Annotated in this window: 9 protein-coding genes; 3 read left to right on the top strand and 6 right to left on the bottom strand. The window is 70.4% G+C overall.

Annotated elements, in window-relative coordinates; genetic code table 11:
• Positions 1 to 125 precede the first annotated feature (125 nt).
• Together WMF12_RS18735 and WMF12_RS18730 are read right to left on the bottom strand one after the other, a co-directional pair.
• On the bottom strand, positions 126 to 677 hold the full coding sequence (locus tag WMF12_RS18735; protein WP_437872940.1) for an RNA polymerase sigma factor: 552 nt from the start codon (positions 675 to 677) through the stop codon (positions 126 to 128).
• Positions 674 to 931: a transcriptional regulator gene (locus WMF12_RS18730; RefSeq protein WP_437872939.1), complete on the bottom strand. Its 258-nt coding sequence runs from the start codon at positions 929 to 931 to the stop codon at positions 674 to 676. The genes WMF12_RS18735 and WMF12_RS18730 overlap by 4 nt, the downstream gene beginning before the upstream one ends.
• A 517-nt stretch (positions 932 to 1,448) precedes the next feature.
• On the opposite strand from WMF12_RS18730, the gene WMF12_RS18725 reads away from it, so the two are divergent.
• Both WMF12_RS18725 and WMF12_RS18720 read left to right on the top strand, forming a co-directional pair.
• Positions 1,449 to 2,459 (top strand): extensin family protein, encoded by a 1,011-nt coding sequence (locus WMF12_RS18725; RefSeq protein WP_437872938.1) that lies wholly within the window; start codon positions 1,449 to 1,451, stop codon positions 2,457 to 2,459.
• A 632-nt stretch (positions 2,460 to 3,091) separates the two neighbouring features.
• Entirely contained in the window at positions 3,092 to 4,456 is a 1,365-nt protein-coding gene (locus WMF12_RS18720; protein WP_437872937.1) for a hypothetical protein, read from the top strand.
• A 40-nt stretch (positions 4,457 to 4,496) separates the two neighbouring features.
• Here the strand turns inward: WMF12_RS18720 and WMF12_RS18715 are convergent, their stop codons facing one another.
• The 4 genes from WMF12_RS18715 to WMF12_RS18700 all read right to left on the bottom strand — a co-directional run bounded on the left by WMF12_RS18715 (position 4,497) and on the right by WMF12_RS18700 (position 11,497).
• Positions 4,497 to 4,847: a hypothetical protein gene (locus tag WMF12_RS18715; protein WP_437872936.1), complete on the bottom strand. Its 351-nt coding sequence runs from the start codon at positions 4,845 to 4,847 to the stop codon at positions 4,497 to 4,499.
• Positions 4,848 to 6,089: 1,242 nt separating this feature from the next.
• Positions 6,090 to 8,840, bottom strand: a complete 2,751-nt coding sequence (locus WMF12_RS18710) for a sensor histidine kinase (RefSeq protein ID WP_437872935.1) — start codon at positions 8,838 to 8,840, stop codon at positions 6,090 to 6,092.
• A gap of 9 nt (positions 8,841 to 8,849) precedes the next feature.
• Positions 8,850 to 11,021 (bottom strand): ATPase domain-containing protein, encoded by a 2,172-nt coding sequence (locus WMF12_RS18705; RefSeq protein WP_437872934.1) that lies wholly within the window; start codon positions 11,019 to 11,021, stop codon positions 8,850 to 8,852.
• On the bottom strand, positions 11,018 to 11,497 hold the full coding sequence (locus tag WMF12_RS18700) for a hypothetical protein (RefSeq protein ID WP_437872933.1): 480 nt from the start codon (positions 11,495 to 11,497) through the stop codon (positions 11,018 to 11,020). The genes WMF12_RS18705 and WMF12_RS18700 overlap by 4 nt, the downstream gene beginning before the upstream one ends.
• Before the next feature lie 1,549 nt (positions 11,498 to 13,046).
• On the opposite strand from WMF12_RS18700, the gene WMF12_RS18695 reads away from it, so the two are divergent.
• Positions 13,047 to 14,132, top strand: coding sequence for an alpha/beta fold hydrolase (locus tag WMF12_RS18695; protein WP_437872932.1), 1,086 nt, complete (start codon positions 13,047 to 13,049; stop codon positions 14,130 to 14,132).
• Positions 14,133 to 14,264: the final 132 nt, after the last annotated feature.

Raw genomic sequence — 14,264 nt, 5'->3', positions numbered from 1 at the left:
AAGCCCGAGCGCGTCGAATTTCTTGACGCTCATGCGCCGCCCGTGCATCGGGCGCGGCGATGGGTCGAGCGGCGGCGTTCAGCCGACGATGACGGCCAGGTCGTTCTCGGTCAGGACTGGCCTGCCTATCTCTGCCCCACCCGGAGTTTCCGAGCGAGGCGAGCTCGCGCGAGCCGCAGGCGACTGCCCGCCGTGCCGAGCGGGATGCGGAGGATGCTGGCGATCTCCGTGCCGCCGTGCCCGAGCGCAGCGAGGACCAGCACCTCGCGAGCCCAGAGCGGCATCCCGGCGATGACCATGAGCGCCTTGGCCGCGTCGATGCGCTCGCCAACGTGCCCGGGGTCGACGCGCTCCTCACCCGTGGCGGCCCAGGGGTCGAAGACGGGCACCTCGCGGCGTCTGAAGGCGCGCTCGTGGTAGTGCGTGCAGTGGAAGCGGCACACGCCGAAGAGCCAGCGCTTCAGCGCGTCCAGGGGCTCGCGCGTGCGGTCGGGCCTGTAGCGCCCCGCTTGGGAGCTCATCCACGCCCCGAGCACGACGTCCTGGGCCACGTCGTCGAGATCGACGGCGCGCACGCCGAGACCACGCAGGGCGCTGCGGATGAGCGGCTCCTGCGCGGCGATCTCGGTGATGGTCAGGACGCGAGCGGGGCCAGCGTTCGGGCCCCACGGGCTCATGGGGCACCCCGGCCGCAGTGCGGGCAGCGGTCAGCCGCCGCAGGGCGGCCCAAGAGCCGCTCGACCGTGGTCCCTGCGGCGCGCGCAGCCTTCGCGGCGAGCCCGTGCGTCGTGCTCGGGTGCGAGCCGTACACGAAGTTGGTGATGGTCGTCTTCGGGACGGCCATGGCGGCGGCCAGGCATGCCCAGCTGCCGAAGAGCCCGCGCAGGTTGCGCAGAGCAGCGCGCAGGCGCATCGCCTCCGCATCGGTCAAGGACGTGGAACGGGGACGGCGGCGCGCAGGCGCACCTCCGCCTTCTTGCTCGCCCGAAGGCGAACGGACTACGGTCAGCATGTCGGACCTCGGTTCTGTCGGGGTTCGGCCACGCGGCCCGGGGTGCTACCAACACCCGCGGGCCGCACTACTTCGGGTCGAAGCCTACGGACCGATCACGAGGTCACAACAGATATCAGCATTCCGGACACTGCATTTTCAGGTTCCGGACACTTGATCTGGGAGAGGGCCTATCCCGGACACTACCTGCGGGGAGCCTCCCCCCGGACCGTGTCCGGTGCTGCCAGGGCTGCCGGCAGCCTCACCCGGACCGTGTCCGGTGCCAGGAAGGCTGCGGGGAGCCTCCCCCCGGACCGTGTCCGGTGCTGCCAGGGCTGCCGGCAGCCTCACCCGGACCGTGTCCGGTGCCAAGAAGGCTGCGGGGAGCCTCCCCCGGACCGTTTTCGGTGCCACGAAAGCTGCCAGACTGCCCCGTCTCCCTTAAGCTCGGCCAGAGATGAGCGCGCTCCATTCCCGCCGTGCGCTGTCCCTTGGAGCGGCCCTGATCGGCGGCGCGGCGCTCCTCGCGCCGCTCGGCATCGCCTCGCTGCGCCGCGCCCCAGCCGAGGGGGTCGATGCCCCGGCGGCGGCACCCGGATCCCCCACTGCGGCGACGGCGCCTGTGGACGGCGGCGCCGGCCTTCTCGACGGCGACGTCGGCGCGCCTGCAGACGGCGGCGCCGGTCTCCTGGACGGCGGCTGGGACGCGGGCGGCGCGCCGTTCGAGCTGCCCGCGTGGTCCGCCTCGTCGCGCGCGGCCGCCTACGGTGGGCTCTCGGCCGACGGTTGCGACAGGGAGATGAAGCGCCGGGGGATCCCGCACGCCCCGGCGCGCGGCGCCCCGCTGGTCGACCGGCCGATCAGGATCACCGGCGCGTTGCACGGGGTCACGTTCCGCGGCGACGGCGTGGCGAAGCCCAGGTCGGCCTCCCCGTTCGACATCGCCGATTGCCGGCTGGTCCTCGCGCTCGACGATCTCGCCGCCTTCCTCGCGACGCGCGGGGTCGTCGAGGTCGTGCACTTCAGCATGCACCGGCCCGGTCCAGCCGGCGCTGTGGCGCCGACGAAGGCGCCCGCGAAGCCGCCGGCAGGCAAGAAGACCCCGAACGGCGCCGGCAAAGGGGCGAAGCCGGGCGAGCGCGCCCCGAAGAAGCCGGCGGCGGCGCCCGGGCGCCCCAACCAGCACGCCCTCGGGCTCGCCATCGACGTGGCCGCCTTCGTGAAGGCCGACGGTGCCCGGCTCGACGTGAAGGCCGACTGGCTCGGCGCCATCGGCGCGCCGCCGTGCGGCCCCGGGTCGGAGCCGACGGCGCCCAGCCCCCACGCCCTGGAGCTCCGGGAAATCATCTGCGCGATTTCCACGAGCGGGCTGTTCAACGTCGTTCTCACGCCCAACGCGAACGAGGCGCACGCGGACCACTTCCACTTCGATATCAAGCGAGACGCGCGCTACTTCCTGCTGGAGTGAGCCCGTGTCACGGCGCGGTGTCGCTCCGCTGCACTGGACGGATCGAGCGCCCGCCGGAAGCGAATGGCCCGCATATACCGCTGACCAGCGGGTCGCATTGCGTTATCGAGGGACATTTTCCACGGGCAAATGCTCCTTGATGCGGCTCCTGCTGGTTGACGCTGCGCGGCTGGCGCAACTACCGTGCACGCGGAATATGGGGATCCAGGGCAAAGCCACCTGGCGAGCGTCCGTTGTCGCTGTTGCGCTCTGCGCATGGACCGCGAGCACATCGACCGCGTGCACGTACTCCGATGCCTGCTGGGAGACGCGCACGTGCGCTCCGGATCCGGAGCCGCCGCCCGGACCGTGCGAGGGAGAGCCCGGCACGGCGCCGGCACTCGACGAGTGCGGGGTGTTCGTCAGCGAGCACGGCGACGATGACCACCCCGGCACGAAGGACGCGCCGGTGAAGACGCTCCAGCGCGCGGTCGGGCTGGCCGCGACCAGGCGAGGCGGCGGCGAGGCGCCGACCCGGCGCGTGTACGCTTGCGGCGAGGTGTTCGAGGAGGCCGTGCGACGCTCCGTCCGCCTGTCCGGGCGATGCCGTCCCGGAGTCGGCGTGCCTCGAGGAGCTCGCCGCGGATCGCGCGATGGACGGCTGCGGGGTGTTCGTCAACAGCGAGATCCTCGACGGAAACGACGCGAACCCCGGCACGAAGGACCGGCCGGTTCGCTCGATCCAGCGGGCGATCGAGCTCGCTCGCACCGGGCGCGGTCGCGTGTTCGTGCCCACCGATACCTTCGTGGGGGCGATCAGGCTTCCTTCCGGCGTGGACATCCATGCCGGCTTCGACTTCCTCGAATGGCGGCGCCGGAGCAGCGACAGCCACGGCCACATCAATTCCGAGACCGATGAGCGGATCGCGGTGATCGTCGAGCCGGCACGCCCCGGCGACACGGGGGCCGCGGACGGGGTCTCGACGCTCGATCACGTGTGGGTCCAGAGCGGGGTCCAAATCGGGGTGCTCGTTCAGTCCAACACCGCGGTGGAGATCGTCCATAGCGAGATCAGGGCGCTCTACGTCGGCAGGGCGGGTCACGACGGGGAAGAGTGGCGGCCGAGCCGAGCAGCGGCCGGCCCCGATGGCCTGTTCGGTGAGGACGGGTGTTCCGCCGCGACGATCCCCGGGGGCGCGGCGGTGACGAACCCGTGTGACGACGGAACGTCGAGCACCGGTGGCAAAGGCGGTGATGGGCTTCCCGCGCGGGCCGAGGACGGGGACACCGGTGACCCGGTGCCGGCGTCCGACCCGACCTCGGGCCTCGGCGGCGACGCGGAGCGCGAGGACAGCGTCTGCGAGAACGGCCGGTCCGGGCTCTCCGGGTCCCCGGGAACGGTGGGGGCGGCCGGCCAGGGCATCGGGCGCCTCACCGAGACGGGATGGGAGGGCGACAAGGGGACGGACGGCGGCAGGGGCATGCCGGGCCAGGGCGGAGGCGGGGGCGGCGGCCGGCGCGGTGGGCTCGCCGTGTGCGCGGCGGCGGACAAGGGAGGGGCTAGCGGCGGCTCTGGAGGCGCGGGCGGCTGTGGCGGCCGAGGGGGTCGAGGCGGCGGGAACGGCTCGCCGTCGATCGGCCTCGCTGTGCTGCACGCCAGGGTGACGGTCCGGGACAGCGTCATCAAGGCGCCCGCCGGCGGGCGGGGAGGCCACGGAGGGCCGCCCCAGCAAGGTGGCAAACCTGGGCGAGGCGCGCCGGGCGGCGACGGCCGCGACGGAGCGCGGGCCTGCGAGGGGGGCCGCGGCGGCGACGGCGCCGACGGCGGCTACGGCGGCCCCGGGCGCGGCGGCGACGTGATCGGGATCGCCCACCTGGACGAGGACCAGCTCACGCTGGAGGGGGTCACCTTCGAGCTGGGCCTGCCGGGCCCAGGCGGCACGAGCTGGAGCCATGACGGCACCATGACGACCGGAGAGGATGGCGTCGCCGTGGAGACGCTGCGCTTTCCTGAGTAGGCAGTGTCGCGAGCGAGCTCTTACGCTGGCGGGCGCCTCGTCACTTCTGCGTATCAGGAGCAGATTCGGTGCCGCGACGATCGAAGATCTTCAAAATAGACTCGATCATCGTCCGCAGCTCTTGTGGAGGCTGGCGCGTAGTCGTCCACTCCAGCACCAAGCCGACCAACCTTCGGACGAAGTCACAGTCAGCCTGCCGCACGACTAGCGTCGTCGTCACCTCTCTAGATAGAATCGCATCGAAGGCGTCTCCCATCGCGCACAGAGTATTTAACCATTCATTCGTCGGGAGCTCGGACACCGGCGCATCGACGTCGAGCGACTCCACGATCGCAGAGAGACAGTTAAGCCCCTCAGAGAGCGCCTGCGCCGCTTGCCGCTCACGCATCATTCGCCCGTCCTCTACTTGTCAAACTGATATCGACAAAGCCAAGTTCCAATTGGATTGATGATAGTGCAGTTGTCTTCATTTGGGTACTGATAAGAGCATGTCCACGTGGGTTTTCCACCCTTGCACCAGTATAGATCGCCAACTCCGCTGCTCGGACTATACGGATGCGAAGCGTGATGAACGCAGTAGGCGCCGATCGCCTCGCACTGGTCTACGCACGTATTGCTGCCGGGGGATGCGCAATTCACCTGGGCTGCTGCCTCAACGGCTTCACTGCACTCGGAACGCTCCAGCTCGTCTTGCGGATCCGGTGGCGCATCTCCGAAGCCTCCGGCCCCACCCGGGGTGATGATGCCTGCGCCGACGCCCTCACCACGACCATCCCGAAGGTAGCACTCACCCATGTCGTAGTTGCACGCAGCAACGAAGCCACAGATCAGAACTACACTAGCCTTCATGTCGCCTCCAGTCGCAAAACTGGTCCGACGGTTGAGCTGACCGCCATATCGTCAGGGAGCATCTGCCCGCATGGATACGACGCTATCATAGGGAGCCTCTGCATGGTGCAATGCCCACCTTAACACTATTGCTGGAGGTTGCCCCAGATCAGCAGGCAGGCCGCCATGACGCCAAGGCCGCCAAGAGGAGATAGCAAGGGCCGTCCCGGCATTTTCGCCTCCTATTTCCCTGGTTTCTTGGCGCCCTTGGCGTCATGGCGGTTTGCCTCCCAGCCCGACTTCCCGCAGTAGAGTTAAGCTCACGCCCCGCGGCTCGCCGCAGGTTCGCTGACGAGCCGCACCACTCGAGACTCTTCTCAGTCGAGCGCGGCGTCAATGGGTGACCAGGAGTACAAATTCTGTCCGTGCGCCAGTGGGGGCGGCAGGGCATCGGGCGCGCCATCGAGGCTGGATGGCAGGTGACGCCGCGCCGCGCGCCCCCGCCGACGCCGCGCCACCTCGGGATGCTCTTCTGGGGGTGGCTCTTGGGGCCGTCGCGGCCGAGCGGCGCGGGGGCGCGAGAGCCGGGGAGAGCGGGCCGAGCTGCCACCTCGCGCGGCCCGGGTCGCGGGACGACGTTCTCTAGAGCGGTTTTCAGCTGAGCCTGGTACGAGCGTCGCAGAGCGGCGGTCAGCCGCACAGGAGACGGGTCCAGATCGGCGTTTTCGGCGCGGAAGCGCACTCCAGTGCGCTGAGCACCGAAAACGTCGAGATGGGCCCGTATCCGAAGCGGGTGACCGCCGCTCTAGCGGCTCCCTCCGGCGGCGGCTCCCTCCGGCCGGGCGAGGGGGAGCGTGAAGAACAACGTGGCGCCAGCGCCGAGCTGACTCTCCGCCCAGATCCTCCCGCCGAGGGCTTCCACGAAGCCCTTCGCGATGGTGAGCCCCAGCCCGGTCCCCAGACGCGCGGTCTCCGCCACCTGCCAGAAACGATCGAAGATGTGAGGGAGCTCGTCGGCGTGGATCCCCGCCCCCGTGTCCGTCACGGCGAAGAGCGCCTCGTCGCCACGTGGCTCCGCTCGGACCGTGATGGCCCCTCCCTCCGCGGTGAACTTGATCGCGTTGCCGATCAGGTTCGCGAAGACCTGGAGGACCCTCTCGCGATCGCAGAGCACCTCGAAGTCGCCCCCGCCGCGGATCTCGCCCTCGAGCACCAGGTGCTTCTGCGTCGCCAGCGCCCGCTCCATCTCGATCGCGTCGTGGACGAGCGCGCCCGCCGCGTGCCTCCGCTTCTCCACCGACAGCCGACCCGCCTCGATGGCGGCGACGTCGAGCAGATCACCGATGATCCGGAGCATCCGCTGCGCAGCGAGGAGAATGACCTCGGCCTTCCTCCTGTCGTGCGCTCCTTCCTCGTCGGCCGGCAATGTCCGCATGAGGAGAGCCGCGGCCGTCAAGATGGCGCTCAACGGATTCTTGAGATCGTGAGAGACGATGGCGAGGAAATCGTCCCGCGTGCGAATGGCGCGCTGCGCGTGCTGGTACAGGCGCGCATTCTCCACGGCCGTGGCGGCCCGGCGCGCCACCTCCTCGGCCACCACCAGATCGGCGGCGGAGTAGCGGCGGCTCGGCTCCGCCGTCACGAACGTGAGCGTGCCGATCGTCCGCCCGCGGGCCACGAGCGGCACCACCATCACCGCTCCCGAGCCTCCTGCGCGGAGGGACCCTCGATGGCCCGGATCGTGGGCGGCGGCCCCCACGGCAGACTCGGTGATTTCAGGGATGAGGAGCGGCTCGCCGGTCCGCATCACCTTCGCCTGCGGGGTCTCCCTGCCCGGTCGTTGGGCGAAATCCTCCATCCGCTCGGTCAGCCGTTGCTTCGCGGGATCGGCAGACGTCGGCGCGAGGCGCTCGACACGGCCGTTCTCGTCGACCAGGTCGACGAAGTAGAGATCGGCCAGGGCGTGCACCGACAGGCGCGCCACCGAGGAGACCGTCTCCGCGTAGTCGAGCGAGGAGGCGAGGACCGCGCTGACCTCCGCGAACAATCGCTGCACCTGCTCGGCTCGCTTCACCTCCATGATATCCCGGAAGACGAGCACCGCCCCCGAGATCTGCCCTGCTCGCTGCAGAGGGGCGAACGTGCAGCTGACGTGCAAGGCCGCTCGGTCCCGGCGTGAAACCACGTCCTCGTCGCTCCGGACCGGCTCGCCCGTGTGGATCGCCCGCAGCGCGGGGTGATCCTCGTCAGGTACGGACGTCCCATCCGCGCGTCGAAACCGGACGACCTCCTGGACGCGCCGCCTCACGACCTCCTCCGTCGTCCAGCCGAGCAAGCGCTCGGCCGCGGGGTTGAAGAAGGTGATCCGCCCTTCGCGATCCATCGCGATCACGCCCTCGCCGATGCTGCCGGTCACCGCCCGCGTGAACTCGAGCTGCTCACGGACCCTCGCCTCGACCTCCTTCGCGGGGGTGACGTCCATCGAGACACCTTGAAGCCGAGGCGCGCCGGCGCTGTCCTTCACCAGGTGCATGCCGGTGTGGAGCCAGAGCACGCGGCCGTCCGCCGTCCGACAGCGGTGGTCGCAGCGCTGGTCCCGCTCGGCGGCCAGCGTCCTCCGGAGCGCCTGCTCGAGCTCGCCGCGATCGTCCGGCTCGGCGCAACGGCTCCAGAAGTCGGGCTCCGCGAGCCACCGCGCGCGCGGATAGCCGAGGAGCTCCTCGGCCCGCGCGCTCACGTAGAGGACCTGGAGCGTGCGCGCGTCGGCCTCCCAGACGAACGCTCGATCGAGGTTGTCCACCAGCGCCTCGTAGCGCTGCCGCAGCGCCTCGGCGAGGGCCCGCTGCTCGTCGGCTTCGGCCTGCCTCCGCTGGGCCGCTGCTCGCGCCGCCTCCGCGGCCGCCTGCTTGGCGTCGATGATCGCCTGGCGATCGAGCGCGATCGCGAGCTGGTTGACCACCGCGTTCATGAACACGAGATCCGGCTCCTCCAGACGGGCGGCGCCCTCGATCTGGAGAACGCCGAAGATCGGCCCGCGGTCGATGACGAGAGGGAGGACGAGGAAGCTCCCGCGCTCCTCTGCCTCGGCCCGCGGAGCCCCGGCAGGCTGTCCGGAGGGCGCGTTCGTCGCGGCCGGCTCGCCGTCCAGATCGGCCGGCCGCGCGGCCTCCGAGCCGGTGAGGTAAGCGTACGAGGTCGCGGCATGGGACCTGGCTGCCTGGAGTCGATCGGCGCCGACACCTTCGGCGCTCCAGACGATGGTCTTGACCCCGGGGCGACCCGGGACCTCCAGGAGGACGAGCGCGGTGCGGAGGGGGAGCGCCCGCGCGAGGGTCGCGAGGACCGACGGCACGGTCCGCTCGGCGCCCTCGAAGCGCGTGAGCTGCTTGCTGATCTCGTAGAGGTACAGGACGCGAGGGTACGCGCGCTCGAGGCCTCCGGCGGCCGGAGCCTCGCCGCCGCGCCGCGCCGGCTCCTGCTCCCCGCGCGCGTCGTCGCTCCTCGCCTCTTCCCGGTGTGCTCTCGGCGGCTCCTTCGTCCGGCGGCCAGCGCTCATCCCCGCCCCCTATTTCTTCGCTCGCCTCCGGCGCTCGATGTTGTTCGCCGCCAGAGGGGCACCCAGGTCAGCGCGCCGCCCGATCCGGGCGCCACCCTTCCCCACGGTGAAGTGGTAGGCGCCGAAATCGTGCTCGCTGCCGCGCGTCTTCACGACCATGAGGGTCGGCCTGATCTCGCCCGGCAGGAGCGTGTACCGGAGCACGACGAGGTTGTCGGCCACCGGAGAGAACCTGCGGTCGGTGACGGTCTCGCTGGAGTACATCGCGCTCGATTCGAGCGTGAGCAGGGTGGTCACGCCGAGCGCCTTGAACCGCGTGATCAGCGCGTAGAGGAGCTGCCGCAGCTCGTCCTCCGCGATGCCCTCGGCCGCGAGGTGGCTCACGCTGTCGAGGACGAATCGACGCGTCTTCTGCGTGCGGATCTTGTCGGTCAGGAGCGAGAGGAGCTGGCTCGGGCGGACGCGCTCCCGCGAGAGATAGATGACCTCGGCGAGCCCCTTCTCGATCGCCTCTTGGAGCGGCAGCCCCAGCGCCTCCGCGGTCCTGATGATCTGCGCGGGCCCCTCCTCGAGGGCGACGTAGAGCCCCGGCTCTTCGCGGCGGCAGCCTTCGAGGAGGAACTGCATCGACAGGGTGCTCTTCCCGATGCCCGCGCTCCCGGAGAGGAGCGTGACGCTGCGCTCGAGCAGCCCTCCGCCGAGCAGCCCGTCGAGCCCGGGCACGCCGGAGGGCAGGCGCCGCGCCGTGTCCAGGGGGGGCGGCGGCTCGCCGAACGCCGCCTCCGCGTTGTAACGGGGATAGACGATGAGCCCGCCCGGGCCGATGTGGACGCTGTGCCGGCCCCTGAGGTGGGCGGTGTTCCTGAGCTTGTAGATCTCGATGTAGCGCTGGCGCTCGAGCCCTTCCTCCGTCGAGGAGAGGAGGATGACCCCGTCGACCACGGTCTCCTCGACGCCGAAGCGGCTGATCTGGTTGGTGCCGTAGGGGATGTCGGTGGCGAGGAAGCCGACCGCCTGCGCGTTGTGGATGACGCTGGCGAGCTGGAAGACCTTCTCTCGGTCTACCTGCGGGTCCCTGACCTTGTGCAGGAAGACCGAGACCGAATCGACGACCACGCGCCGCGCCTTCATGCCGAGGATCCGCTCGCTGAGCATGAGCAGGTGCCCCTCCACCAGGATGTCGGGCTGCGGGATGAAGACGATCTCGACCATCCCGCGCTCGATCTCGGCGTCGAGGTCCCAGCCGAGGCCACGGGCGGTGGCGCGCAGCCGCGCCTCGCTCTCCTCGAAGGAGAAGAAGATCCCCTTCTCGCCGGCCTTCGCGCCGCGGTAGATGAACTCGAGCGAGAGCACCGTCTTGCCGGTCCCCGCCACGCCGGCGATGAGGAGGGTGGAGCCACGCGGGATCCCGTCTCCGAGGAGCTCGTCGAGCCTCGAGATGCCCGTCCTCAGGCGCGGCTCCTTGCCCTCGACGGCCGCCCGGTGGATGGTGAGGCGGGGCGCGAACACGTCGATGCCGGCCCGCGTGATGGCGAACGAGTGCTCCTCGCGGCTGTGGTCGGTGCCGCGCATCTTGACGATCTGGATGACCCGCCGCTGCTCGCCGGACTCCTGGCGCTGGTTGATCATGATCAGCCCGTCGACGATCGAGAACAGGGGGTTGGTCTCGATGTCGCTCTGCCCGAACTCTCCGAGGAAGAAGGTGGTGGTCTCCCACGCCATGAGGTGGATCGCGAGCTCGTAGCCGAACTTCCGGAGCTCTTCCTTGGACTTGGCGAGGTCGTCGAAGACCTTGAAGCTGTCGATGACGACCACGGATGGCTTGACCTTCTTGACGTGATCCATGACGAGCCTGGAGGCGCCGTCGAGGCCCTTCGTCCGGAGGATGGCGCCGAGGTCGACGAACTGGATTCCCCCGTCGATCTTCCCGGCGTCGAAGAAGTCGAACTGATTCAGGTAGCGCAGCGTCTTCGCGGTCGGCTCCGAGAGCGTGCTGAAGTAGAGGACCCGGGTCCTGGCCGAGGCGTTGTGGAAGCAGATCTGCTGGGTGAGGATCGTCTTGCCCGCGCCCGGCGGGCCGGCGACGACGACGATCGAGCCCTTCGGCAGCCCCCCCCCGAACAGCGCATCCAGGTTTCGCACCCCCGTCTCGATGCGCGCGATGGCCGTCTTCTTCGTCATGGCTCCACTTCCTCGCCGTCCTCGCCCTCGGAGATCCCGGGCGCGCTCTCCGACGCTCTCTCGATCCCGCCCGCCTCCTCCTGCGCGACCTTCGAGAGCTCCGCGTGGAGCGCCGGCGTGAGGATCTCCGCCGTCAGGTTTCCGAGGACCGTGAGGAACTCCACCAGGATGAACCGGAGCCCCTCCTCGATCTGGTCGCGACGCACGCCCCCGGCGCGCTCCTGGAGCTCCACGCAGCAGATCCCGGCCGACTCCATCCTGAGCGACGAGAGGACCGGGGATCGCTCGGAGGCATAGTAGAGAACGCGATCCACGATGGCGCCGAGCGTGACCTCCCCGAGGGTGACGTGGGCGCGCCACCACAGGGCGTTGAACGCTCGTTCGAAGAGCTGGATGAGGCGGTCGAGCGGCGCGCCCCGAGCTGCCCGCTCCATCCAGGCGTCCACGCAGGCGCTGTGCTCGTTCGCGTCACGCATGGGCGCTACGTCGCCTCGACGGTCGCCGGGCGCCGGAGGGGTACGCTCATGCCGGGGCCGCATCGCGCGCTCGAGGAGGTCGTCGCGCGCGGGCAGCGTCGCCATGGCGCTCGCGCTTCAGGTCGGACGGTCGCGGCGTCCGCGCTCGGGACGCTCGCCCGATCCGTCGATGGTGCGAGTTGTGCCGACCCTTCAGCTCGGCGCGGTCGCGGGCTCGAGTCCGCGCTCGATCGCCGGGCGACTCCCCGCCGAGCGCGTGGAGCGCGTCGTCCGCGGTGCGCTGCGCCGCACACAACGAGATGCCCGCCGACCTCCGCGCGGCGCGGAGATCGTCGACCAGCTCCCGCACGCGATGGATGTCCTGCGCGCTTCCGGCGGAGGCGCGGAGCGCGATGATGGATTCGAGCCCCTCGAGGACGTGACGGACGACGCGGCGCGCGGAGGTCGCCGCGTCAGCCGCCTCGCGCAGCATCGCCCGCGCATCCTGTGCAATTCTCTCGAGGTCTCGCATCTCGGTCATCTCGTGCGGTTCGCGGGGGTGAGGGCCGCTCGGTCCATCGCGATGCCGCTGCGGGAGGGCTCGGGGAGCGCCTGTTCGCGCTCCACGCCCGCTCGCGGCTCGACCTTGCGCGGCCTGACACCACGGGGTTCAGGCTGGCACAGCGGCCGCCCCACGTCTCTCGTTATCGCCCGGTGGCGGCGCCTCGTCCCGATTCGGGCACGGGAGACGGTCGAGCGCTGCATGGAACTCCTCTTCTTCTTGCCCCGTCCTCTGGGACGAGGGGCGCTGCCGCGGCGGTCGAGCGCGAGGTTGGCCCCCGAGGAGCGCGGCGGGCTGGCCTTGCTGACCGTTCGACGGCGGCGTTGATGAGCAGCCGCACCTGGGCGGCCGCCTGTGCGCTTGGCGCGTCGCGCGGAGCGGCACGTCCAATGAAGGCGCCAGCGACACCGGCAATGAGCGCGAACACAATGCAGCCACGAATTGCAATCGCGCCTCTCGCCACGATGCGCACAGCCTGGGGGCGCAGGCTGGCAAATCGCATCATGTCGATTCGGCCACTCCTGGGGAATGATGCCCATATCGACGGAGTCACCCAGCGCGTCGGATCTGGCGCAGGGCATACCTGTATTCCCTCAGCCTCCAGATCCGCCCCCCGCGGCGCGCGTGGAAACAGCGTTCGCTCTCACAACAGAGCAAGCCCGCCAGCGTATGTCTTCCGATGCGGCGAGACTCGTCTCAAGTAGAGCGCGATGTCAACAAGTAACCATGAAGTTTAATTCTGTCCGTGCGCCAGCAGGGCGGCCCGGCCAGGGCATCGAACGCAGCACCGAGGTGGGATGACAAAGCGGCCGACTGCGGCAAGGACACGCCGAGCCAGGGAGGAGGCAGGGCGGCCGCCCTCCCGGGATCACTCGAATGCGCCCAGCATGGCGTACGCCAGCGCTGCAAAACCCACACCGGACGCGAAGCTCGCTTCGCGGCGTCCCCCCGAGCTCCCCATCTCATCCGTGCAATCTGGACAGACGCGGCACTTCGTGCGAACTCTTGATGAAGAACATGTCGGTCACGTGTCGCAGCCATGTTCGCGTCCTTTCTGCTGGCGAGGTCCACTGGCAAGAGTGGACCCCCTCCCGGAACGGCGGCGCGGACCAGCGCCCCGTGGTCCTGGTACACGGCCTGTCCGACAGCTGTCGGACCTGGAACCGCCTCGCCCCCGCGCTCGCGGCGGCAGGGCGCCGGGTCGTCGCGCTCGACCTGCCCGGCCATGGCGACTCGGCTCGGCCCGACGCGCCCTATACGGTCGCGTGGTATGCGGGCGTGGTCGCTGAATGGATCCGTGCCCTCCGGCTCGGCGATTTCGATCTGGTGGGGCACTCGTTCGGCGGCAGCATTGCAATGTGCGTGGCCACCGAGCGGCCAGGGCGCATCCACCGCGTCGGGCTGGTCGCCGCGGGCGGCATCGGGACGGAGGTCGCGCTGCCGCTGCGCCTCGCCGCCGTGACCGGGCTGATCGAGCTGGCCGCGCCGGTGCTCATGGGCGTCGGCACGCACGCGGGGGTGCTGGTGCTCGGCGGCGATTTCAACGCGGAAGAGCGCAGGCACCTCGCCCGGATGAACGCGCGGCCCGGCACGGCGCGCGCCCTGTCGCGCACGCTCCGCCACGCGATCGATCTGCGCGGCCAGCGCCATCACCTCATGGACATCGCTCATCGGCTCCCCGAGATACCGCCGCTCGCCGTCTACTGGGGCGAGCGCGATCAGGTGATCCCGGCGCGCCACGCGGCGGACATCGACCGCTACATCGAAGGCGCGGCCGTGCGGCGCTTCGCCAGGGCGGGGCACTACCCGCACCGGGAAGCGGTGAGCGATCTCGCCCCCGATCTCCTCCGGTTCCTCGACGAGCCGCGGCCCGCGCCGCGCCTGCGCACCGGGGCGCGCGCCCCGCGCGCATCCGCCGCGGCGGCTCGCGCGCCGCAGGCCAGCCCCCGGTGGCAGCCCTGGCCGGACGCCGCGGTCAGGCGCTGGGCGCGGAGCTCGCTGTCTCCGCTGATGCGGCAGACACCGCAGCGGGACACCGGCGACTCGGCATCTCCCGCCGACCTCGGGAGCCGGCCGCCGCCCGTTCCCTGTTAACCAAGACTCGCTCCGCGTTATCCGACATCCGAACGTGGTCGTGGTCGTGAACGTGGTCGTGGTCGTTCACGGCTTACCGTTGACGACCACGACCACGACCACGTTCACGACCACGACCACGTTCACGTTGGT

It is taken from the genome of Sorangium sp. So ce363, from assembly GCF_051520435.1.
GTDB lineage: Bacteria > Myxococcota_A > Polyangia > Polyangiales > Polyangiaceae > Sorangium > Sorangium cellulosum_B.
This window is presented reverse-complemented; position numbering and strand designations above follow the sequence as displayed.